This window comes from Amycolatopsis rhabdoformis, assembly GCF_035918295.1.
Classification (GTDB): domain Bacteria; phylum Actinomycetota; class Actinomycetes; order Mycobacteriales; family Pseudonocardiaceae; genus Amycolatopsis; species Amycolatopsis rhabdoformis.
The window spans coordinates 5,948,905-5,972,016 of sequence record NZ_CP142149.1 but is presented as its reverse complement, the minus strand read 5'-3'; the positions used below and the strand labels follow the sequence as shown (position 1 = coordinate 5,972,016).

The 23,112-nt window shown below is 72.3% G+C and carries 14 protein-coding genes; 13 read left to right on the top strand and 1 reads right to left on the bottom strand.

Annotated features, from left to right (window positions below):
* Nucleotides 1–6: 6 nt before the first annotated feature.
* Nucleotides 7–588: an SDR family NAD(P)-dependent oxidoreductase gene (locus VSH64_RS27340; protein WP_326565575.1), complete on the top strand. Its 582-nt coding sequence runs from the start codon at nucleotides 7–9 to the stop codon at nucleotides 586–588.
* 16 nt (nucleotides 589–604) lie between these two features.
* Here VSH64_RS27340 and VSH64_RS27335 read toward each other — a convergent pair whose 3' ends face one another.
* Nucleotides 605–2,146, bottom strand: a complete 1,542-nt coding sequence (locus VSH64_RS27335; protein ID WP_326565574.1) for a helix-turn-helix domain-containing protein — start codon at nucleotides 2,144–2,146, stop codon at nucleotides 605–607.
* Between the two features lie 166 nt (nucleotides 2,147–2,312).
* Here VSH64_RS27335 and pucL point away from each other — a divergent pair, with 166 nt between their 5' ends.
* The 12 genes from pucL (at nucleotide 2,313) to VSH64_RS27275 (ending at nucleotide 23,101) form a co-directional block, all read left to right on the top strand.
* A complete protein-coding gene (gene pucL / locus VSH64_RS27330; RefSeq protein WP_326565573.1) occupies nucleotides 2,313–3,185 on the top strand; it encodes a factor-independent urate hydroxylase in 873 nt (290 codons plus the stop codon).
* 14 nt (nucleotides 3,186–3,199) lie between these two features.
* Nucleotides 3,200–4,084, top strand: a complete 885-nt coding sequence (locus VSH64_RS27325) for an FAD binding domain-containing protein (RefSeq protein WP_326565572.1) — start codon at nucleotides 3,200–3,202, stop codon at nucleotides 4,082–4,084.
* Nucleotides 4,075–4,545: a (2Fe-2S)-binding protein gene (locus tag VSH64_RS27320; RefSeq protein ID WP_326565571.1), complete on the top strand. Its 471-nt coding sequence runs from the start codon at nucleotides 4,075–4,077 to the stop codon at nucleotides 4,543–4,545. Before VSH64_RS27325 ends, VSH64_RS27320 begins: the two co-directional genes overlap by 10 nt.
* Nucleotides 4,542–6,851: a xanthine dehydrogenase subunit D gene (gene pucD / locus VSH64_RS27315; protein WP_326565570.1), complete on the top strand. Its 2,310-nt coding sequence runs from the start codon at nucleotides 4,542–4,544 to the stop codon at nucleotides 6,849–6,851. The genes VSH64_RS27320 and pucD overlap by 4 nt, the downstream gene beginning before the upstream one ends.
* 22 nt (nucleotides 6,852–6,873) lie before the next feature.
* On the top strand, nucleotides 6,874–7,362 hold the full coding sequence (locus tag VSH64_RS27310) for a nucleoside deaminase (RefSeq protein WP_326565569.1): 489 nt from the start codon (nucleotides 6,874–6,876) through the stop codon (nucleotides 7,360–7,362).
* 176 nt (nucleotides 7,363–7,538) lie between these two features.
* Nucleotides 7,539–8,981, top strand: coding sequence for an NCS2 family permease (locus VSH64_RS27305; protein WP_326565568.1), 1,443 nt, complete (start codon nucleotides 7,539–7,541; stop codon nucleotides 8,979–8,981).
* A gap of 20 nt (nucleotides 8,982–9,001) precedes the next feature.
* Nucleotides 9,002–9,379, top strand: coding sequence for an allophanate hydrolase-related protein (locus VSH64_RS27300; protein ID WP_326565567.1), 378 nt, complete (start codon nucleotides 9,002–9,004; stop codon nucleotides 9,377–9,379).
* Nucleotides 9,376–10,476, top strand: a complete 1,101-nt coding sequence (locus VSH64_RS27295; RefSeq protein ID WP_326565566.1) for a glycerate kinase — start codon at nucleotides 9,376–9,378, stop codon at nucleotides 10,474–10,476. The genes VSH64_RS27300 and VSH64_RS27295 overlap by 4 nt, the downstream gene beginning before the upstream one ends.
* Before the next feature lie 631 nt (nucleotides 10,477–11,107).
* Nucleotides 11,108–14,392, top strand: a complete 3,285-nt coding sequence (locus VSH64_RS27290; protein ID WP_326565565.1) for a family 78 glycoside hydrolase catalytic domain — start codon at nucleotides 11,108–11,110, stop codon at nucleotides 14,390–14,392.
* 11 nt (nucleotides 14,393–14,403) lie between these two features.
* A complete protein-coding gene (locus VSH64_RS27285; protein ID WP_326565564.1) occupies nucleotides 14,404–17,745 on the top strand; it encodes a glycosylhydrolase-like jelly roll fold domain-containing protein in 3,342 nt (1,113 codons plus the stop codon).
* Nucleotides 17,742–20,654: a glycosyl hydrolase gene (locus VSH64_RS27280; RefSeq protein ID WP_326565563.1), complete on the top strand. Its 2,913-nt coding sequence runs from the start codon at nucleotides 17,742–17,744 to the stop codon at nucleotides 20,652–20,654. The genes VSH64_RS27285 and VSH64_RS27280 overlap by 4 nt, the downstream gene beginning before the upstream one ends.
* Nucleotides 20,651–23,101, top strand: coding sequence for a beta-L-arabinofuranosidase domain-containing protein (locus VSH64_RS27275; protein WP_326565562.1), 2,451 nt, complete (start codon nucleotides 20,651–20,653; stop codon nucleotides 23,099–23,101). Before VSH64_RS27280 ends, VSH64_RS27275 begins: the two co-directional genes overlap by 4 nt.
* Nucleotides 23,102–23,112 lie beyond the last annotated feature (11 nt).

The window sequence follows — 23,112 nt, the reverse complement described above, 5'->3', positions numbered from 1 at the left end:
CGACCCATGGCAGGCATGGTCGTGGTCGGGGCGGGGCCGGGGATCGGGGCGGCGGTCGCGCGGCGGTTCGCGCGCGAGGGGTTCCGCGTGGCGCTGGTGGCGCGGCGGCGGCACGACCCCGGAATCGACGCCGTGACGCACCTGGCCGACGTCGCGGACGAGCACGAGCTGCGCGCCGCCCTCGACGCGGTGGTCGCGGAGCAGGGCCTGCCGGAGGTCGTCGTCTACAACGCCGCCGCGATCCGGCGTGACGAGCCAGGGGAGCTCGGTGCGCAGGAGCACCTCGGGCTGTGGCGCGTGAACGTGCTGGGCGCGTACGTGACGGCCGCGCACCTCGCGCCACGGCTGGCCGAGCGGGGCCACGGGACCTTCCTCGCCACCGGCGGACTGCCCGCGCCGCAGGCCGCGTTCACCAGCCTCTCCCTGGGCAAAGCGGGCTTGCGCGCGGTGGTCGAGCTGTTCGCCGAGCAGTACCCGATGCTGAACTTCGCCACGGTGCGCGTCGACGGCGCCGTCGAGAAAGGCACGGCCTTCGACCCGGACGTGATCGCCGAGCAGTACTGGCGGCTGCACACCCGGCGCCGCTAGGAGCGCGCGGTGGTGATCACGACCAGCCCCAGTCCTGCGTGAAGCACCCCGCCAGGTAGAGATCCACCCGGTCCGCGAACCTCCCGAGATCGCGGCCCGTGAGCTCCGAGATCCGCGAAATCCGGTACCGCAACGTGTTCACGTGCAGGTGCAGCGCGGAAGACGTCTGCGTCCACGAGCCGGAGTGCTCCAGGAACGCCTTCAGCGTGCCCAGCAGCTCCGAGCCGTGCGCCGCGTCGTACGCCAGCACCGGCCCGAGCACCTTCTCCCCGAACGACCGGCGCAGGTCGTCCGGCACGGCGGCCAGCAGGAGCAGGTGCGAAGCCACTTCGTCACCGGCCAGCACCGAAGCGCGGCCCGGGGAGAGCGCGGCCAGGGTGCGCGCGTGGCGGGCTTCCTGCAGGCCCGCGCGCAGGCCGGCGGCGTCCGGAGCACGGCTGAGGCCCACGGCGAGCCGGGCGGAGCCGAGCGCGGGTTCGAGGGCGCGCACCGATTCGCGCAGCGACTCCGCGACGCGCCCGGAAGCCGGGAACAGGCCGAAGGTCTCGCCGTCGACGGTGGCCACCAGCGTGGGGCCGGGGACCGCGGCCAGCAGTTCCTCCACCAGCACCTGGGTGAGGCCCGGCCCGCCGCCGGTCACGGAGGCGGACAAGGTCACCACGGGGGCGTGGGCGGGGAACTCGGCCGCGGCCAGGCGCGAGCTCAGCTCGGCGGCCGACGCGTCGTCGGACAGGGCCAGGCGCAGCAGTGGTTCGGCCACGCGGTTCTCGATCCGCTTGGCCTCGTCGACGCGGGAGCGTTCCAGGCCGATCAGCGGCGCCAATTCCAGGGCCAGCTCACGGCGGGCGGGCGCCCAGCGTCCGAGGTCGCCGTCGGCCACGAGGAACCAGCTGGCCACGCGGTGGCCCGACCGGCTGGCGGCGGCGAGCAGCGTCACGGGTCCGTCGTCGCCGGGCACGGTCAGCGGCAGACGTTCCGCACGCAGGAAGCGGCGGGCCAGGGCTGCCCGGCGAGCCGAACCCGGCAGCGCGCCCGTGCCGGCGATCAAGCGGCCGGTGGCACTGAGCACCCAGCAGTCCACGCCCAGCTCGGCGGCGCCCGCGACCACCAGCGCGGGCAGCCCCTCGCCGCTGGTCACGGCGGCGACGAGCCGGCGGTGCGAGTCGTGCGCGGGCGCCGAGCGTTCGGCGGCCAGGCCCAGGATCACGCGCTCGGTCACCGTCGCGAAGGACACCGAAAGCGGCACCTCGAACAGCGGCAGCCCCACGCGCCGGCACGACTCCACCAGGTGCTCGGGCACGGGCCCGCCGACCTCGGCCGTGCCGGCGCCCAGCGCGACCACGCCGGCCGCGGCCAGCACGCCCACGAACTCCTCGGCCTCGGTGGGCCCGGGCAGCCAGCGCAGGCCGCACAGCACGATCTCGCCGCCGCTCAGGTACCGCGTCGGGTCCTGCAGCGTCGCCTGGAACACGCGTCCGAACTCGCGCTCCAGCGCCTCGGCTCCGGTCAGCAGCGTCAGCCCGAGCTCCGGCGTGTCCAGCAGCGCACCCAGCCGCACGCAGCACCTCCTCAACGCCTCCAGTACCGCACACCGCGGCCGCTCCGTCGTTTGGAGGAACCTACGAAAAACCACCCTCGACGCCCACCCGGTTTCGGTGGATCTGCCGTGGTCCGCGCCACGTCACGGCGTGTGTACTGCTCGACGAGCGAAGGGAAGGACCACCATGGCGATCGTTCTGGGCGACAACCGCTACGGGAAGGCGGAGAACCGGGTCGTGCGCGTCGACCGCGAGGGCGACGAGCACCGGATCACCGATCTCAACGTCAGCGTTTCGCTGTCCGGCGACATGAGCGACACCCACCTCACCGGCGCCAACGACAAGGTGCTGGCCACCGACACGCAGAAGAACACGGTGTTCGCGTTCGCCCGCGAAGGCGTCGGCGAGATCGAGGACTACGCGCTGCGCCTCGCGCGCCACTTCGTCACCACGCAGGAGAGCATCCACGGCGCTCGCGTGCGCGTGGAGTCGTACCCGTGGCAGCGGCTCACCGTCGGCGGACAGCCGGCGCACCACTCGTTCGCCCGCTCCGGTGGCGGCGTCCGCACCACGACCGTGCACTACGACGGCGAGCAGGCCTGGGTGCTCGGCGGCGTCGAGGACCTCACGGTGCTCAACACCACCGGCTCGGAGTTCTGGGGCTTCCCGCGCGACGGCTACACCACGCTGCCGGAGACCAAGGACCGCATCCTCGCCACGGCCGTGAACGCGAGCTGGCGCTTCGCCGGCGAAGCGCTCGACTGGGCGGGCGCGTACGACACGGCGCTGGCTTCGCTGCTCGACGCCTTCGGCGGAACGCACAGCCAGTCGCTGCAGCAGACCCTGTACGCGATGGGTACGCGCGTGCTCGAGACCGTGCCCGAGATCGTCGAGGTCCGGCTGTCGCTGCCGAACAAGCACCACTTCCTCACCGACCTGTCGCCGTTCGGGCTCGACAACCCCGGTGAGGTCTTCCACGCCGCCGACCGGCCCTACGGGCTGATCGAGGGCACGGTGCTGCGCGACGACGCGCCGGCCGCCGGCCCGGCCTGGACCTGAGACGGAGGCAGACAGTGGAGTTCCTGCGCCCGGCCACGCTCGCCGAGGCCCTCGAAGCCAAGGCGGTGCACCCCGAAGCCGTGCCGATCGCCGGCGGCACCGACGTGATGGTGGAGATCAACTTCGACCACCGCCGTCCGTCCGCGCTGCTCGATCTCAACCGCGTGCGTGAGCTGCGCGGGCACGACATGGAGGAGGGCCGCATCCGGATCGCCGCCGCGACGCCGTACACGCGGATCATCGCGGAGCTCGGCGACCGCCTGCCCGGCCTCGCGATGGCAGCCCGCACGGTCGGCTCGCCGCAGATCCGCAACCGCGGCAGCGTCGGCGGCAACCTCGGCGCCGCGTCGCCCGCCGGTGACTCGCACCCGGCACTGCTGGCGGCCGACGCCGAGGTGGAGATCGCGTCGACGCGGGGCACCCGGCGCGTGGCGGTGAAGGACTTCTACGTCGGGGTGAAGCGCAACGTGCTCGAACCCGACGAGCTGATCACGGCCGTGCACCTCGCCCCGGCGGGCGGGCCGCAGCAGTTCAGCAAAGTGGGTACCCGCAACGCGATGGTGATCGCCGTCTGCGCGTTCGGCCTCGCCGTGCACCCGGCCGAACGCCGGGTCGGCACGGGCGTGGGCTCGGCCGCTCCGACGCCGCGGCGCGCGCTCGACGCCGAGGAGTTCCTCGCCGGCGAGCTCGCGGCCGACGACCAGTGGGACCGGCCGCGCGCGCTCGCCGACTCGGTGAAACGCCGCTTCGGTGAGCTGGTGGCGGCCGCGGCGGCGCCGATCGACGACGTGCGGGGCAGCGCCGACTACCGCCGCCACGCGCTGAGCGTGCTGGCGCGCCGGACGCTCGGCTGGGCCTGGACCGAATACTGCGGAGGGAGGCGCACGGAATGCGCGTGAACGTGACTGTCAACGGCGAAGGCCGCCAGGCGGACAACGTCTGGGAAGGCGAAAGCCTGCTCTACGTGCTGCGGGAGCGGCTCGGTCTCGCCGGCTCGAAGAACGCTTGTGAACAGGGTGAATGCGGCTCGTGCACGGTGTACCTCGACGGGGTGCCGGCGTGTGCGTGCCTGGTCGCGGCCGGTCAGGCCGAGGGCCGCGAGGTGCGCACCGTGGAAGGCCTCGCCGAAGGTGACCGGCTGGACCCGATCCAGGAGTCCTTTGTGGAGTGCGGAGCCGTCCAGTGCGGTTTCTGCACACCGGGTCTGCTCGTGACCGCCCATGACCTCGTGGCGCGCACCAGCGACCCGAGCGACGCCGAGGTCCGCGAGGCGCTGGCGGGGAACCTGTGCCGCTGCACCGGTTACGAGAAGATCCTCGACGCGGTCCGGCTCGCCGCCGCGCGGAAGGAGCAGGCATGACCCGCCCGGCGCCGGCGCGTTCGCCGCAGGAGCTGGCCGACACCGTGACCGGCGGCATCGGCACCAGCCCGCTGCGGCCCGACGGCACGCTCAAGGTGCGCGGCGAGTTCGCGTACTCCTCCGACCTCTGGCACGAGGACATGCTGTGGGGCGCCACGCTGCGCAGCCCGCACCCGCACGCTCGGATCGTGCGCCTCGACGTGTCCGCGGCGCTGGCGCAGCCCGGCGTGCACGCGGTGCTCACGCACGAGGACGTGCCGGGGGAGAACCGCTACGGCCTCAAGTACCAGGACACACCGGCGCTGGCCGAGGACCGCGTGCGCTACCAGGGTGAGCCGGTGGCGATCCTCGCCGCCGACCACCCGGAGATCGCCCGGCAGGCGCTCAAGCACATCGTGGTCGAGTACGAGGTGCTCGAACCCGTGACCGACCCCGAGCGCGCGGCCCACGACGAGACCGTGCCGAAGCTGCACCCGGGCGGCAACCTCGTGCGCTACCAACGGATCGTGAAGGGCGACCCGGCGGCGCAGGCCGACGTGGTCGTGTCCGGGGTCTACGAGATCGGTATGCAGGACCAGGCTTTCCTCGGCCCGGAGTCCGGCCTCGCGGTGCCCGACGACGACGGTGGCGTGGACCTCTACCTCGCCACGCAGTGGCTGCACGTCGACCAGAAGCAGACCGCGCGGGCCCTCGGCCTGCCGCTGGAGAAGGTGCGGCTCACGCTCAGCGGCGTCGGCGGCGCGTTCGGCGGCCGTGAGGACCTGTCGATGCAGATCCACTCGTGCCTGCTCGCGCTGCGCACCGGCCGGCCCGTGAAGATGGTCTACAACCGCGAAGAGTCGTTTTTCGGCCACGTGCACCGGCATCCGGCGAAGATGTACTACGAGCACGGCGCCACCAGCGAAGGCGACCTCGTGTACGTGCGAGCGCGCATGTACTTCGACGGTGGTGCGTACGCGTCGAAGACGCCGGTGGTGGTCGGCAACGGCACCACGCTGTCCGTCGGCCCGTACAACGTGCCCAACGCGAAGATCGAAGGCTGGGGCGTGTACAGCAACAACCCGACGTGCGGCGCGATGCGCGGCCTCGGGGCGGTGCAGCCGACGTACGCCTACGAGTCCCAAATGGACAAACTCGCCGCCGCGCTCGGCATGGACCCGGCGGATCTGCGGATCCGCAACGCGATGAGCGAGGGCTCCACGAACGTCACCGGCCAGCTCGTGGACTTCCCGGCCCCGGTGGCCGAGCTGATCCAGCGGCTCAAGGCCATGCCGCTGCCGCCGGAACGCCGTGGTGAGGCCGACATCCGCGACCTGCCCGGCGGAGCGTCCAACGTGACCCACGGCGAAGGCGTGGTGCGCGGGGTCGGCTACGGCGTGACCATCAAGAACATCTCCTACGCCGAGGGCCTCGACGACTACTCGACCGCCCGCGTGCGGCTGCAGGTGATCGGCGGCGAGCCGGTGGCCATGGTGCACACGGCCGCGGCCGAGGTGGGCCAAGGCCTGGTGACGCTGCAGCAGCAGATCGCGCGCACCGAGCTCGGCGTGCCGCGGGTCACCGTGCACCCGGCCGACACGAGCGTCGGCGACGCGGGGTCGAGCTCGGCTTCGCGCCAGACGTACGTGACCGGCGGGGCCGTGCGCAACGCGTGCCGCGCGGTGGCCGACGCGGTGTACGCGCTGGCCGAACGTCGGCTGGGGCTCTCCGCCACCGGCATGTCGCTGGCCGGCGGCAAGATCGTGGCCGCCGACGGTGAGGTCGTGGCGTCGCTGGTGGACCTGCTCGGCGACGAGATCGTGGAGGAGACGCGGGAGTTCCACCACCGCAAGACCTACCCGCTCGACCCGGAGACCGGCCAGGGCGACGCCCACGTTCAGTACGGCTTCTCCGCGCACCGCGCCGTGGTGGACGTCGACGTGGAGCTGGGCCTGGTGAAGGTCGTGCAGCTCGACTGCGCGCAGGACGTCGGCAAGGCCATGAACCCCGACGCGGTGCTCGGCCAGATCCAGGGCGGGTCCGCGCAGGGCCTCGGCCTGGCCGTGATGGAGGAGATCCAGGTGGTGGACGGGAAGGTGCGCAACCCGTCGTTCACCGACTACCTGATCCCGACCGTGCTGGACATGCCGCCGATGCGCATCGACGTGCTGGAGCGGCCCGATCCGCACGCGCCCTACGGCGTGCGCGGCGTCGGCGAGCCGCCCACGATCTCCTCGACGCCGGCGATCGCCAACGCCATCCGCGCGGCGACCGGCCTCGAGCTGCCCCGGGTCCCGATCCGGCCCGAGCACATCACCGGTACCTGAGAACGTTGGGAGACCAAGCGAAATGACCCTCTACCTCGACGCCGAGCTCGAGCGTGAATGGCTGCTGGAGAGCGTGCGCATCGCGACCCGCAACGTCGCCGACGGCGGCGGCCCGTTCGGCGCGCTGATCGCCCGGGGCCGCGACATCATCGCGACCGGCGTCAACCGCGTCACGCCCTCGCTCGACCCCACGGCCCACGCCGAGGTGGTCGCGATCCGCGCGGCCTGCCAGGCGCTCGGCTCGTTCAAGCTCGACGGCTGCGTGCTCGTGTCCTCGTGCGAGCCGTGCCCGATGTGTCTCTCGTCCGCGCTGTGGGCGCGGGTCGACGGCGTGGTCTACGCGGCCGACCGCCACGACGCGGCCAAGGCCGGCTTCGACGACCGCGCGTTCTACGAACTGTTCGAGAAGTCCCGCGAAACCTGGGAAGTACCCGTTTCCCAGCTGTCCCTCAAGGACGGTTTCGCCCCGTTCGACGCCTGGCTGGACCGGCCCGACCGCGTCGACTACTAGGCGCGCGGGCCGGCGGTTCTCCCCGGCCGGCCCTCCAGCGCCCGACACCGGAAGCCCCTACCCGGGCCCCTCCCGGTGCTGACCGGAGCACCAAAAACCGCAATTCGTCAGGCCCACCCCGCCCCGGTGCGAATCCGGGGCGCGGTGGAGCACACCCACCGGCAAGGGGACGACGCATGACCCAGGTACACATCGACGACGCTGTGACCCCGGCACCAGGACCGGCGCGAAAGTCCGTCGTGGACCGGCTGTTCGACATCACCGCCCGGCGCACGACCGTGGGCCGCGAGGTGCGCGGTGGCCTCACCACGTTCGTCGCGATGGCCTACATCGTGCTGCTCAACCCGCTCATCCTCGGCGCCTCCGCCGACATCACCGGCGCGAAGCTCAGCGCCGCGCAGGTCACCACGGCCACGGCGCTCGCGGCCGCGGTGATGACCATCCTCATGGGACTCGTCGGCAACGCGCCGCTCGCGCTGGCCGCCGGTCTCGGCATCAACGGCATCGTGGCGTTCCAGATGGCGCCGACGATGACGTGGCCACAAGCCTTCGGGCTCGTGGTGCTCGAAGGCGTGTGCATCGTGCTGATGGCCGTGAGCGGCATCCGCGAGCGGATCATGAACGCGATCCCGGCGCCGTTGAAGATGGCGATCACGGTGGGCATCGGGCTCTACATCGCGCTCGTCGGCCTGGTCAGCGCCGGGTTCGTGACGCGGACCCCGGACGCGGCCCAGTCCACGGTGCCCGTTCGCCTCGGGCTCGACGGGCACCTCGACGGCTGGCCGATCGCGGTGTTCTGCTTCGGCCTGCTGCTGATGACAGTGCTGATGTCCCGCAAGGTGCCGGGTGCGGTGCTGATCAGCATCGCGGTGTCCACCGTGCTCGCCGTGGTGCTGCACGACGGGCTGGGCGTGGGCGACTGGGGGTTGACCACCCCGACGTTGCCGAGCCACGTGGTCGCCGTCCCCGATTTCGGGTTGCTGGGCCACATCGACCTGTTCGGCGGCTTCGCCTCGGCCGGCGCACTGACCGCCACGATCTTCCTGTTCACGCTGGTGCTCTCGGGCTTCTTCGACGCGATGGGCACGATCACCAGCGTGTCGGCCGAAGCCGGGCTGTCGAAGGACGGCCGCGTGCCGCGGATGGGCCGGATCCTGTTCGTGGACGGCGCGGGCGCGATCGCCGGCGGGCTCACCGGTTCCTCGCCCAACACCGTGTTCCTGGAATCGGCGGCCGGCGTGGGGGAGGGCGCGCGGACCGGGCTCGCGAGCGTGGTCACCGGCGTGCTGTTCGCCGCGACGCTGCTGTTCACCCCGATCGCCGGCATCGTGCCGGCGCAGGCCGCGGCGCCGGCGCTGGTGGTGATCGGCGGGATGATGGTGGCGCAGTGCCGCAACATCCCGTGGAACGACAGCGACTACACGATCCCGGTGTTCCTCACCGTCGCGCTGATCCCGTTCACGTACTCCATCACCAACGGTGTGGGCGCGGGCCTCATCGCGTTCGTGCTCATCAAGACGTTCAAGGGCAAGTGGCGCGAGGCCGGCTGGATCCTCACCGTGCTGGCGCTCGTGTTCACCGTCTACTTCGGAATCGACCTCGTCAAGGCAGTTTTGTAGCAGTCGGGAAAGGACCTGTTGTGGCCCTGATGTTCCTCAACGGCGGCGCCATGCGCGGCGAACCGCTGCACCACCTGCTCGACGGTGCTCCGCTGGTGGCCACTACGACCACCGCGCCCAAGTACCGCTTCTACTCCGTGGGCGGCCAGTGCCCGGCGCTGGTCCCGGTCGCCCACGGCGGCGGCGCGATCACGGGCGAGGTGTACGACCTGACGCTCGACGCCCTGCGCGACCGCGTGCTGCCCGCCGAGCCACCCGAGCTCGAACTCGGGGTGATCGAGCTGGCCGACGGCACCTCGGCGTTCGCGATGCTGCTGCGCCGGCCGCAGACCTCGCACGTGCCGCTGCGCGACATCACCGAATTCGGTGACTGGCGGGCGTTCCGGGCCTCGGCATGACGGTGCTGGTCGCGCCGGACAAGTTCAAGGGCTCCCTCACGGCGGCGCAGGTCGCCGCCGCGGTGGCCGCGGGCTTGCGGACGGCGTTGCCCGGCGAGCCGGTGCGCGAACTCCCGGTGGCCGACGGCGGCGACGGCACGGTCGCCGCCGCCGTCGCGGCCGGGTTCCGGCGGATCCCGGTGCGCGTGTCCGGGCCGACCGGGCGGCGGATCACGGCGTTCTTCGCGCTGCGGGGCGACGTCGCCGTGGTGGAGCTGGCGGAGGCGTCCGGCCTGCACCGGCTGCCGGGGGGACTGCCGGCTCCGCTGACGGCTTCGAGCTACGGCACGGGGGAGCTGATCGCGGCGGCGGTCGCGGCAGGTGCGTCCCGGGTGGTGCTGGGCGTAGGTGGCAGCGCGGGCACCGATGGTGGTGCCGGGATGCTCATGGCACTGGGCGCGCGGGTGCTGGATTCATCCGGCGCCGATGTGCCGCTCGGCGGGATCGGCCTGGCTTCGGTGTCCAGTGTGGACTTGTCCGGGCTGCCCACGGTGGACATCTCGCTGGCGTGCGATGTGGACAACCCGCTGCTGGGCCCGTCCGGTGCGGCCGCGGTGTACGGGCCGCAGAAGGGCGCTCTGCCGGAGGATGTCGCCGTGCTGGAAGCCGGCTTGTGCCGCTGGTCCGAAGTGCTGGGCGCTTCGTTCGCGACGGTGCCGGGCGCCGGCGCGGCCGGCGGCGTCGGTTTCGCGGCCCTCGCCGCGCTGCGTGCCCGCGTGCGCCCGGGCATCGCCCTGCTCCTCGACCTGCTCGGCTTCGAGGCCGCCGTCCGCGACGCCCGCCTCGTGATCACCGGCGAGGGCTCCCTCGACACCCAGTCCCTGCACGGCAAGGCGCCCGTCGGCGTTCTGCGCGCGGCCACCGCGGCCGGCGTCCCGACCGTCGCGGTGGCCGGTCGCTGCCTCCTGCCCCCGGCCGAATGGCGCGCGGCGGGCTTCGCAGCCGTCCACGCTCTCGCCGACCTCGAACCGGACGCCACGCGCTGCATGACTCACGCGGCGCCGCTGCTGCGGCAGCTCGCGGAGGGGCTCGCGCGGGAGCACATCGCGGTCTCCTGAGCCGCACGTCCAGATCGCCGCCGTCGACCGGGCCCGGTCGACGGCGGCATTGGTGTCTGCGCAGGTGAGCGGCTCCCACGAGGCTTCGCCACTCCGGCGGTCCCGGCCGGCCCACCGGCTTCGTCGAGCCAGGCGAGGGCCGGTCGTTGCTACGCAATAAGTGGAGCAGTCCATTCGGAGGTACCGCTTCAGCTCCGGCTTTGCTCGTCATTGACTCCGCCTTCAACGGCATAGTAGCGTCACCGCGCCAGGTTCATGAAACCTTTCAATCCGGAGGTCGCGATGGTGCGGCAGGGGTGGGGTCGCGCGCCTGTTCCGGCGGCGCGTGAGGTGAACCTGCGTGAGCAGGTCACGCCGGGCACAGCTGTCCCGGCGCGCCTGGGCACCGTGCGACGAGGTGACGCCGGGTGTGGGCGACGGGTCGCCGCACTCGCGCGGGACCAGTAGGAACCTCGCAACCACGCGCCCGCCCCGACTTCGGCGCACCTTTCCGTGAACCACCACCGCCCGGTCTGGTCCGGGCAATTTCGTGTGTCCCGGTGAAGACCTCGGCAGCATGACCGTTGAGTTGAAACGTTTTATCCGTGCACTACAGGCCACCTCCCCGCCGGCCGTCGCCCCAGGAGCCGCTGTGCGTTACAGACCCCGTCGTGTGCTCACCTCCCGCCGCCTCCTCACCTTTGCCGCACTGGCTTCGCTCGTGATCGCCGGTGGTGGCGTGCCCGCCGGCGCGACGCCCGGAAGCGGCCACTTCACGGCCACCGATCTCCGCTCGGACCACCTCGACCGTCCACTGGGGACGGACGACACCACCCCCGCGCTGAGCTGGCAGACCCTCGCGCGCGACCAGACCGCGTACGAGGTCCAGGCCGCCACGTCCGAGGCCCGGCTCGCGCACCCGGACCTCTGGGACACCGGCCGCGTCTCCGGCAGCACCCCCGAAGCCGCCTACGCGGGCCGCGCTCTCGGCAGCCGCCAGCGGGTGTACTGGCGGGTGCGCGCCTGGTCCGGCCGGACGCCGTCGGCGTGGAGCACCCCCACCTGGTTCGAAACCGGCCTCACCACCCCGGGCGACTGGTCCGCCGGCTGGGTCGCGAACAGCCAGTGGCAGCTCAGCACCAAGCCCACGCAGCCGGTGGTCGTGACCCTGCCCGCGCAGTCCGCCCGGTACGTGAAGCTCGACGTCACGAAGCTCGGCCTGCCGCTGGCCGAACAGCCGCTGGACAGCCAGAACCGCATGGTCACCACCGGCACCACCCGCCGCTTCCCGGATCTGACCTACCGGCTGCAGCTGGCCGAGCTGCAGGTGCGCGATTCGGCGAACCCCGGCGTGAACTTCGCCGACGGACGCCAGAAGTACGTGACCGCGTCGGAGACCGAGACCGTGCGCAAGGAGTGGGAGCCCGGCCTGATCGCCGACGGCGCGACCACGTCCAACCCGGAAGACGCCGGCAACGCCGGTTACCAGAGCGCGGCGCACCCCAGCGCGGACGCCGACGTGTGGCTCACCGTGGACCTCGGCGCCGCGCACACCTTCGACCAGGTCGTACTGTACCCGCGCACCGACACCCTCACCGCCGACGGCAAAACGCCGAACTTCCCGGTGGACTACACCGTGCAGACCGCGACCGACGCGGCCGGACCGTTCACCGTCGCGGAGACCGTGACCGGCCAGCCCGCGCCCGCTCCCTGGTTGCCGCCCGCGCTGCCGGTGTTCGCGAAGGACTTCTCCGTGCATGGCCGGGTCACCAGCGCCCGGCTGTACGTGAGCGGCCTCGGCGTGTACGTGCCCAGCCTCAACGGTGCTCGCGTCGGCGACGCCGTGCTGGAGCCCGGAAACAGCGACTACGCCGACCGCGTCGCCTACGCCACCTACGACGTGACGAAGCAGCTGCGCGCCGGTGCGAACACGATCGGCCTCACGGTCGGCAACGGCACGGCCGACTCACTGCACACCTCCGGCCGCTACCGCAAGTTCGCGCGCACGGCGAGCGACCCGCAGGTGATCGCGCAGCTCGAGGTCACCCTGGCCGACGGGACCGTGCAGCGGATCGGCACCGATGCCAGCTGGCGCACCACGCTCGGCGCCACGACCGCGTCCTACTGGTACGGCGGCGAGGACCACGACGCCCGCCGCGAGATCCCCGGGTGGGACCAGCCAGGCGCCGACCGCAGGAGCTGGTCTCCCGTGGTGCCCGCGACGAGCACGGCGAAGCTGACCGGACGCCAGACCGAGCCCGTGCGGGTGGTGGAACAGCTGCCCGGCAAGGAGATCTCCCGCCCCGCGCCCGGCGTGCGCGTGTACGACGTCGGCCGCAACATCGCCGGCCTGCCCCAGATCACGCTCACCGCGCCGGCGGGCACGGCCGTGCGGGTGTACCCGGCCGAGGCGCTGCGCGACGGGCAGGTGGACCAGTCCATCAGCAACGTCGGCGCACCGATCTGGGACAGCTTCACGAGCAAGGGCGCCACGCAGACCTGGCACCCCGACTTCACCTACCACGGTTTCCGCTACCTCGAAGTGGTCGGCGTGCCGGACACCGCGAAGCTCTCGGTCGCCGGCCTGCGCGTGATGGCGGACAACGCTTCCGCGGGCGAGTTCGACTCCTCCGACCCGACCCTCGACGGCATCCACCGGCTCACGCGGGCCGCCCTCGAGAACAACATGCAGAGCATCCTCACCGACTGTCCGAGCCGCGAGAAGCTCGGCTGGCTGGAGCAGGACCACCTCGCGTTCGACACGATCGCCCGCAACTACGACGTCGAGGCCTACCTCGGCAAGATCGTGCAGGACATGGCCGACGGGCAGGAGGCGAGCGGCCTGGTGCCCAGCACCGTGCCGGACTACGTGACGCTCGCCGGCGCCTACCGGGACGACCCGAACTGGGGCGGCGCGCTGGTCCAGGTGCCGCTGAAGGCGTACCAGACCTACGGCGACAAGGGCCTGCTCGCGCAGTACTACCCCGCGATGCAGCGCTACCTGGGTTACCTGCAGGGCCAGTCCGCCCGGTGGGTCGGCGGCGTGTACGACTACGGCCTCGGCGACTGGATCACCACCGAGTCGCCGGCGATGCCGCGCCCGATCGTCGGCACGTTCGGCGTCTGGGCGGTCGCGGACGGGCTCGCGCAGGTTGCCACGGCCCTCGGCCACAGCGCCGACGCCGCGACTTACCGCGCGCAGGCCGACACGCTGGCCCACGCCGTGTGGACGAAGTACTACGACCCCGCGACCGGCCTGTTCGGTGGCGGCGGCCAGGGCGCCACGGCGCTCGCGCTCGACATGGGCGCGGTGCCCGGCGACCTGCGGGCCGGCCAGATCCAGCACCTGATCGACACGATCGAAGCCGCCGGCTGGCACCTGGTGATGGGCGAGATCTCGTTCCCCTCGGTGCTGCGGGTCCTCTCGAACGCCGGCCGCGATGACGTCGTGTACCGGATCGCCACGCAGACCACCAGCCCGAGCCTGGGTCACCAGGTGCAGGCCGGCCTCACGGCGCTCGGCGAGACCTGGGACGGCGGCAGCGGCCAGTCGCAGGACCACTTCATGCTCGGCGCGATGGACGGCTGGCTCACCACGCGGCTGACCGGGATCGGGCAGGCGGCCGGCTCGACCGGCTTCCGGGACCTGGTGATCGACCCGGCGGTGGTCGGCGACCTGAAGTCCGCTTCCGGCAGCTACGAAAGCGAGTACGGCCGCATCAGCACGGCGTGGACGAAGTCCGACCGCGAATACCGGCTGACCGTGACCGTGCCGCCGGGGAGCACGGCGGAGGTGCACGTGCCGCTGTTCCGCGATGCCCGCGGCCACTACGCGCTGCCCACCGGCGCCCGGCTCACGCGGATCGACGGGGACGACGCCGTGTTCCGGGTCGGCTCCGGCTCCTCCACCTTCCGATCCTCCATTCCGCGCGGCTGAAGGGAAATCCCATGCGCAGGACGCTGATGTCCCTCGTGCTCGCGGTCGCCACGGCGCTGAGCCTGGTGTCGCCGGCGGCCGCCGGGCACGACCCCGGCCCGGCCGGGACGACGAGCCTCGCCCACTTCGACCCGGCGGCCTTCAAGAATCCGCCGAAGGACAGCCGGCCGGCGATCTACTGGTACTGGAACAACACCATCACCAGTGACATCACCGATCGGCAGATGGCCGAGATGCGCGCCAAGGGCGTGTACGAGGCGGTGATCTTCCCGCTCGGCGGCGACACGATGAAGCCCGTTTTCCTCAGCGAGGACTGGTTCACGCTCGTCGGCCACGTGCTGCGCGAGGCGCAGCGCACGGGCATGAAGATGTGGTTGTTCAACGACAACAACTTCCCGAGCGGTCGCGGCGCCGACTACGTGGTCAACGGCGGCACGCTCGGCGACCGCACGATCGCCGCGCGGCCGGACCTGCGGCTGAAGGGCCTGCTGCGCTCGACCCGGATCGTCACCGGCCCGTCGACCTTGAAGCTCGCCGAGACCTCGGGGCTCAGTGTGGACACCGGCAAGCTGGTCGTGGACCCGGCCACCGCGCCGGGCGCCGCCCCGCTCACCCCCGGCGCCGGCTGGACCGACTACACCGTGAGCGGCAAGGTCACGCTGACCACCGGCGGCGTGCAGCTGGCGGTGCGGTCCGACGGCACCCACGGCTACCTCGTGGACGTGGACGCCAAGGGCGCGGCCAGTGTGTACAAAGTGGACGGTGCGAACCGGACGCGGCTGACCACCGGCGTGAACACCCCCGGCTTCACCCCGACCCACGTGCAGACGGTGAGCGTGACCGTCTCCGGGAACACGATCACGCCGAAGATCAACAACACCGTGCAGCCCGCGGCCACCGACGCGAGCTACCCGACGGGCGCCGCGGCGGTGTCGGCCGAGGGCACGCAGCGTTCGCTGTGGGACGACCTGACCGTGACCGCACCGGACGGCACCAAGCTGTGGTCCTCGACCTTCGACGACGCCACCGCGCTCGCGGACTTCCCGCAGGATCGCGTGAACCTCGCCGGCGTCACCGCGGCGGCCGCGCGGCCGGTGGGCACGACCGCGGCCGTCGAGCTCAAGGGCAGCACGTGGCAGGTGCCCGCGGGCCGCTGGCAGGTCGACGTGTACTCGCAGATCCTCCTGCAGGACGACTCCAGCGGTTACACCCGCGGCTACCTCGACCTGCTCGACCCGAAGGCGACGGACGCCTTCCTGAGCATCGCGCCCGAGGAGTACGTGCGCCGCTTCCCGTGGGCGATGGGCACGGTCGTGCCCGGCTTCTGGGACGACGAGCCGTTCATCGCCTCCGCGCAGCCGCACCCGTTCAAGCGCCTGCCGTCCTCGCCCGGGCTCGCCGACGCCGTGCGCGCGGCCGGCGGCACCCCCGGCGTCGCCTACACCGCGGCGGCCGACGGCCTCGACGCCGTGGCCGACCAGGCCGCCGGAAGCTACTGGCGGGCCGTGGACAACCTGTTCTCCACCAGCTACTACAAGCGCGAAGCCACGTGGATGGCTCAGCACGGCCTGAAACTGATCTCCAACCCGCTGCTCGACGAGCAGGGCCCGCAGCAGCGGATCAACTCGACCGGTGACCTGTCGAAGGACAACCAGTGGGCGCAGGTCCCCGGCAGCGACATGATCACCACCGACTACACCGCCGGTGAGCAGACCACGCTGGCGCGCAACGCTTCCTCGGCCGCGCACCAGAGCGGGGCACCGCGGTCGCTGATGGAGACCTTCGGCAACGCGGGCTGGCAGGTGGCGCCGGACTACATGCACGCCACCGTCGGCGCGCTGGCCACCCGCGGCGACAACCTCACGTTCCTGCACGCGATGTACACCGACGAGACCTCGGTGACCTTCGCGCCGCCGATCGGGCCGCGCAGCACGTTCTGGGAGGACATGCCCGACGTCGACGCGTGGATCGGCCGGGTGATGGAGCTGGGTCGCGGCACGAACCTCGCCCGTACCGCCATCGTCCAGCCGCAGCGCGCGGCCGAGCAGACCCGGGTGGCCGACTCGGCTCACCAGCTGGACAAGGACTTCTCCGCGACGGCGTTCGCGCTGGAACGCGGGCAGGTCGACTTCGACCTGCTGAGCGACTCGTCGCTGTCCGGTGATCCGGCCGCGCGTTTCCAGGCCGAGCCGCGTGGCGGAACCCTGCGCGTGGGCCAGGCGGACTACCGGCTCGCGGTGCTGCCGCACACGCCGGTGCTCGACCTCGCCTCGGCCCGCACGCTGGCGAAGTTCGTGCAGAGCGGCGGGCACCTCGTGGCGGTCGGCCCGCTGCCCACGAGGGAGGCGGCCGGCCACGACGCCGACCTGGCGCGGGAGCTGCGGAATCTGTTCGGCTCCGCGGGCGGTTCGTGGCAGCGGCGCGGAGCCGGTCACGTCGCGCTCGTGACCGACGTGGCCGCGATCGCGGGCCTGGCGCAGAACGCCGGGTTCGGCGCGGCGCGGCTGCAGCCCGCGGCCGACGCCGTGCGGGTGCAGCGCACCGGCCGCGGCGCGGACACCGCCTTCCTGCTGAACAACGAGAGCGACGCCGTGGTCACCACCACCGCGACGTTCCCGGTCGAGGGCACCCCCGAGATCTGGGACCCGCGCACCGGCGCGGCGAAAACCGCCACGGCGTACTCGGCCGGGCACAGCACCACCGGCGTTCCCGTCACGCTCCAGCCGTACGAGACCCTGGGGGTGGTGTTCCGCAAGGGCGTGCACGACACCGCGCATCTGACCGACGGCACACTGCCCGCGACCTCGGTTTCCGTGACCGGGCGGGACCTGCGGGCCACCGTCGCCGCGACGGCGCCGGGCAGCTACTCGCTCACGGGCCAGGCGGGCGGCCGCACCTACCGCGGCAGCGTGCGCGTGACCGACGCGCTGGCTCCGATCGCCCTCGACGGGCCGTGGACCGTGCGCCTGGACCAGGACGGTGCCGTCGCCACCGAACGGCCGCTCGGCTCATGGACCACCTTCGCGCCCACGTTCTCCGGCAGCGCCGTGTACAGCACCACGGTCACGCTCACCGCGGCCGACGTCCGGCAGCGCAAGCTGGTGCTCGACCTCGGCGAGGTGCACGACCTCGCCACGGCCACGGTCAACGGCACCGAGCTGCCCGCCGCGCTCTGGCATCCGTACACAGTGGACGCGACCGCGGCGCTGCGCCCCGGCGTGAACACGATCAGCGTGCGCGTCACCAACACCCTGGCCAACTCGCGCAACAAGATCCTGCCGTCGGGCCTCGTCGGCCCGGTCGTGTTGCGCCCGCAGGCCACCGTCACCGCCCGGCTGGAGGCCACCCGATGACTGTCAGCAGACGCACGGTGCTCACGATCGGAGCCGCGCTCGGCGTCGGCGCCGCCGTGTCGTGGACCTCGTCCGCCCTCGCCTCGCCCGGCAAGCCGTTCGCGCGGCAGTTCGCGAAACCCGACGCCTCGACGGCCGCCAAGTTCCGCTGGTGGTGGCCGCACGGGCTCGTGGACCTCGGCGAGATCGCCCGCGAGGTGGACCAGATCGCCGACGCCGGGTTCGGCGGCGTCGAGATCCAGGACGTGCACCACAGCGTGCAGACCGTGATGGACCCGGAGCACCACGGCTGGGGCACGCCCGCGTGGCTCGCGGCGGTGGAGACGGCGTTGCGGCGCGCGAAGGCCCGCGGCCTCACCGTCGACCTCGCGATGGGCCCGTGCTGGCCGACCGCGGTCCCGACCATCACCCCCGACGACGTCGCCGCGAGCAAGGAGCTGGCCCACGGCGTGGTCACGGTCGAGGGCAGCTACAGCGGACCGCCGCCGGCCGCGCTGGTGCCCGCGGAGAGCGCGGTGGGCAAGCAGGACCTGATCGCCGTGCAGGCCGCGCAGGTGATCGGCTCGCCCACCGCGGCCACGGTCACGCTGGACCCCGCTTCGGTGCGGACCGTGGAGGTCCACAACGGACAGATCAGCTGGACCGCGCCGGAGGGCACCTGGGTGCTGCTCGCGTACTGGGCGCGCGGCTCGGCGCAGCAACCGGAAGCCGGCCCGCACACCACGCCGCTCGCCTACGTCGTCGACCACTTCAGCGCGACCGGCACCGGTGTCGTGCTGGACGAGTGGAACTCGACGATCCTCACCCACGCCATCCGCGGCCTGCTGAAGGACGTCGGCGGCGACCTGTTCGAGGACTCGCTGGAGATCGAGACCGACGCGACCATCTGGACACCGGCGTTCCTCGCCGAGTTCCGCAAGCGCGCGGGGTACGACCTGCTGCCGTACCTGCCGGTGGTCGTGCAACGCAAGGGCAAGTACCTGTTCGCGTTCGACTCCGACACCTCCAACCACGTGCGCGACGACTACAACCAGGTGCTCTCGGACCTCTACCACGAAAACCACCTGATCCCGGTGCGGGACTTCGCGCACCACCTCGGCATGACGATGCGCGTGCAGCCCTACGGCCTGCAGACCGACGCCATCCGCAGCGCCGCGCTGCTGGACGTGCCGGAAAGCGAGTCGCTGGGGTTCAAGAACCTCGACGACTACCGGGTGCTCGCGTCCGGCCGGGACCTGGGTGGCCGGCGGCTGCTGTCGTGCGAGTCGGCGGCATACGCGAACGGCGCGTACAACACGACCTGGGACAAGGTGCTGCAGACGATGGGCAGCGTCTTCGCCGGCGGCGTGAACCAGGCCGTGCTGCACGGGTTCGCCTACGCCATGGCTCCCGGCGCGCAGTGGCCGGGGTTCGCGGCTTTCTCGCCGTACAACGGGAACGGCATCGGGTACGCCGAGGCGTGGGGTCCGCGTCAGCCGACCTGGGGGCACGTGCCGGACATCGCCGGCTGGTTCGCCCGCACCCAGCTGGTGCTGCGCACCGGACGGCCGCAGGTGGACCTCGTGTTCTTCCGGCAGAAGGGCTGGACCTCCACCGGCATCGGCGCGCCGTGGGCCACCAACGACGGCATCCCGGCCGGCTGGACCCACGGCTTCCTCAGCGAAGGGGTGCTCGACCTGCCCAGCGCCGTCGTCCGCCACGGCCGCCTGGCCCCCGACGGGCCCGCCTACAAGGCGATGATCCTCGGCGGCGACCAATTCCACGGCAGCGAGCACACACTGTCCGTGCACGCGGCGCAGCGCCTCCTGGACTTCGCCCGCGCGGGGCTGCCGACGATCGTCATCGGCACCTGGACCGACGTGCGCGCCGAGGGCATCGCACTGCCGGGCGAGAACGACCGGCTTCGCGCGCTGATCACCGCGTTGCTCGCGCAGCGCACCGTGCGCGTGGTCGCCGACGCCACCGGCATCCCGGCCGCGCTCGCCGACCTCGGCGTGACGCGCGAGGTGGAGCACGACCCGTCCACCGTGATGAGCGTGCACCGCATCGACGGCGACACCGACTACTACTACCTCTGCAACGCGCGGCACGCGGAGAACCGCAAGATCACCGCCGTCACGCAGGACGTGTGGCTGACCGCGCAGGACCGCGACGCGCAGCCGTACGTGCTCAACGCGTGGACCGGCGAGCGCGAGCGGCTCGGCGTGTTCTCGCGCTCCGGTGACAAGGTCCGGGTTTCCGTGTCGCTGAATCCGGGGCAGTCGGTGATCATTGCGCTCGACAGGAGTGATCGCGGCCCGAGCGCCGTGGCCACGGACGCGCCCGAGGTGCGGTACCTCGACGGCAAGCTGGTGGTGCGTTCGGCGGCGGCCGGCACGTACTCGACCACGCTGTCGAACGGCCGCGTGGCACGGACTTCGGTCGCCGCCGCGCCGGCGCCGATCGCACTGTCCACCTGGGACCTCGAAGTCGAGGACTGGCAGCCGGGCGCGACCCCGACCACCACGCTCAAACCGAAACGACGGGTCTCGCTGACGGCGCTCGCGGCCTGGCCGTCGATCCCCGGGCTCGAGGACGTGTCGGGTGTCGGGCGCTACCGCACCACGGTCGACCTCGGCCGGTGGGACCGCGGGCTCGGCGCCTACCTGGACCTCGGCGAGGTGTTCGACACCTACCGCGTGCGCGTGAACGGCACCGCGCTGCCGCCGGCCGACGTGCTCGACACGATCGTCGACGTCGGGGCTTGGCTGCGGTCCGGGCGCAACACGCTCGAGGTGGAAATCGCCACCACGCTCAACAACCGGCTGCGGGTGAGCCGGCCCGAGGTGTTCGCGATCGCCGCGCGGCAGGCCTACGGGCTGGTCGGGCCGGTGCGGCTGCTGCCCTACCGGCAGGAGGAGATCCGATGAGGGTGACCCGACGGGCCGCGCTCGGCCTCGGTGCCGCACTCGGTCTGGCCGCGGTCGCGCCGGTGGCGGCGTCCGCTTCCGTATCGAGCCCGCCGGTGCGACCAGTCGCGCTCGGTGGCGTGCGGCTGCTGGAGAGCCGGTACCTGGCGAACCAGGGCCGGACCGTGGCGTACCTGAAGTTCGTGGACCTCGACCGGCTGCTGCACACGTTCCGGCTCACCGTCGGCCTGCCGAGCGCCGCCGAGCCGTGCGGTGGCTGGGAGGCGCCGGACATCCAGCTGCGCGGGCACACCACCGGGCACCTGCTCTCCGGCCTGGCGCTGGCGGCCGCGAACACCGGCGACGCCGAGCTGGCCGCGAAGGGCGCGCGGCTGGTGGCGGCCCTGGCCGAGTGCCAGGACGCGGCGCCGGCCGCGGGGTTCACCGAGGGCTACCTGTCGGCGTTCCCGGAGTCCGACTTCGTGAACCTCGAAGCCGGGAAGTCCGTGTGGGCGCCGTACTACACGATCCACAAGATCCTGGCCGGACTGCTGGACCAGCACCGGCTGCTCGGCACCGCCGGAGCCCTCGACGTCGCCCGCGGCATCGCGCGCTGGATCGACGCGCGCACGGCGCCGCTTTCCCACGACGCCATGCAGAAGGTGCTGCACACCGAGTTCGGCGGGATGAACGAGGCGCTGGCCGACCTGTACGCGATCACGCGGGACCCGCTGCACCTGGCGCTGGCCCGCCGGTTCGACCACGAAGAGATCTTCACGCCGCTCTCGGCGCGCCAGGACACGCTGGCCGGACGGCACGCCAACACCGACATCGCGAAGATCGTGGGCGCGGCGGCGGAGTACGACGTGACCGGCGAGCAGCGCTACCGCACGATCGCCACGTACTTCTGGGACCAGGTGGTGCACCACCACAGCTACGTGATCGGCGGCAACGCCAACGCGGAGTTCTTCGGCCCGCCGGACCAGATCGTGAGCCAGCTCGGCGAGAACACCTGCGAGAACTGCAACAGCTACAACATGCTCAAGCTCGGCCGGCTGCTGTTCCAGCAGGACCCGAGCCGCACCGACTACCTCGACCACTACGAGTGGACGCTGCTCAACCAGCTGCTCGGCGAGCAGGACCCGGACTCGCCGCACGGGTTCGTCACGTATTACACCGGGCTGGTGCCGGGCACCGAGCGCAAGGGCAAGGAGGGCGTGACCTCCGATCCCGGCACGTACAGCAGCGACTACGGCAACTTCACCTGCGACCACGGCACCGGCCTCGAGACGCACGTGAAGTACGCGGAGAACATCTACTTCACCTCGGGCGACACGCTGTACGTCAACCTGTTCATTCCGTCCACAGTGGAATTCCACGGTGCCTCGGTCCGGCTCGAGACCGAGTACCCGTACGACGAGACGGTGCGGCTGCGGGTCGACGGAACCGGCGAGTTCGCGCTGCGCGTGCGGATCCCGGCGTGGGTCTCGCATCCGCGCCTGACTGTGAACCACACGCCGGTGGCCGCTTCGCCGGGGCGCTTCGCGACGATCCGGCGACGGTGGCGCGCGGGGGACGTCGTCGAGCTGCACCTGCCGATGGCGCCGCGCTGGCTGCCCGCGCCCGACAACCCGGCGGTGCGCGCGCTGACGTACGGCCCGCTGGTGCTCGCGGCCCGGCACGGTTCGGCGGTGCCGCCGGTGATCCCGACGGTGGACCCGAGCACGCTGCGGCGCGAGCCCGGGCGGGCCGAGTTCAGCGTTCGGGCGGGGGAGCAGCGGCTGCGGCTGAGCCCGTTCCTGGACGTGCAGCACGAGCACTACAGCGTTTACCTCGCCGCGCCACCGGACCGGCCCGCGCCGAAGACCGTGGCGGTGTACCCGCTCGCCGCGGACCTGGCCGAGTCGACGCGCCACTGGCCGGCCGCGGTGCTCGCCGGTGGGGCGGTGGCGGGCGCGCGGGGCATCGAGCTCGACGGCGTCGACGGGCACGTGCGCCTGGCCCCGGGCCTGCCGGCGAACCTGACCGAGCTGACGGTGTCGATGTGGGTGCGAGCGGACACCATCGTGAACTCGGCGCGGGTGTTCGACCTCGGGTTCAACGCGCAGTCGTACCTGTTCCTGACCTCACGCACGGGCAACGGGGTGGCCCGCTGCGCGATGAAGCTCGGTGGGATGGAGGCGGAGGACTTCGTGGACGCCGCCACCGCTCTGCCGGCCGGCGTGTGGACGCACGTGGCGGTGACCGCGGGGGCCGGGTTGCGCGTGTATTTCGACGGCGAGCTCTCCGGGGTGAACCCGGCGCCACTGATGAGCCCGCTCCTGCTGGGCGCCACCCAGCTGAACTACCTCGGCCGTTCGCAGAACCCGAAACACCCGTACCTGCGCGGCGCGGTCGCCGACTTCCGCCTCTACGGCCGCGCGTTGGCGGACTCGGAGGTGCGGGCGCTGGCGGCGGGCCAGGGTTGAGGTCGGGGTGC

Bases quoted from the DNA above. Each gene is read 5' to 3' on its own strand.
- VSH64_RS27340 (WP_326565575.1), top strand. From the start codon at position 7: ATGGCAGGCATGGTCGTGGTCGGGGCGGGGCCGGGGATCGGGGCGGCG.
- pucL (WP_326565573.1), top strand. From the start codon at position 2,313: ATGGCGATCGTTCTGGGCGACAACCGCTACGGGAAGGCGGAGAACCGG.
- VSH64_RS27320 (WP_326565571.1), top strand. From the start codon at position 4,075: ATGCGCGTGAACGTGACTGTCAACGGCGAAGGCCGCCAGGCGGACAAC.
- pucD (WP_326565570.1), top strand. From the start codon at position 4,542: ATGACCCGCCCGGCGCCGGCGCGTTCGCCGCAGGAGCTGGCCGACACC.
- VSH64_RS27310 (WP_326565569.1), top strand. From the start codon at position 6,874: ATGACCCTCTACCTCGACGCCGAGCTCGAGCGTGAATGGCTGCTGGAG.
- VSH64_RS27305 (WP_326565568.1), top strand. From the start codon at position 7,539: ATGACCCAGGTACACATCGACGACGCTGTGACCCCGGCACCAGGACCG.
- VSH64_RS27295 (WP_326565566.1), top strand. From the start codon at position 9,376: ATGACGGTGCTGGTCGCGCCGGACAAGTTCAAGGGCTCCCTCACGGCG.
- VSH64_RS27285 (WP_326565564.1), top strand. From the start codon at position 14,404: ATGCGCAGGACGCTGATGTCCCTCGTGCTCGCGGTCGCCACGGCGCTG.
- VSH64_RS27280 (WP_326565563.1), top strand. From the start codon at position 17,742: ATGACTGTCAGCAGACGCACGGTGCTCACGATCGGAGCCGCGCTCGGC.
- VSH64_RS27275 (WP_326565562.1), top strand. From the start codon at position 20,651: ATGAGGGTGACCCGACGGGCCGCGCTCGGCCTCGGTGCCGCACTCGGT.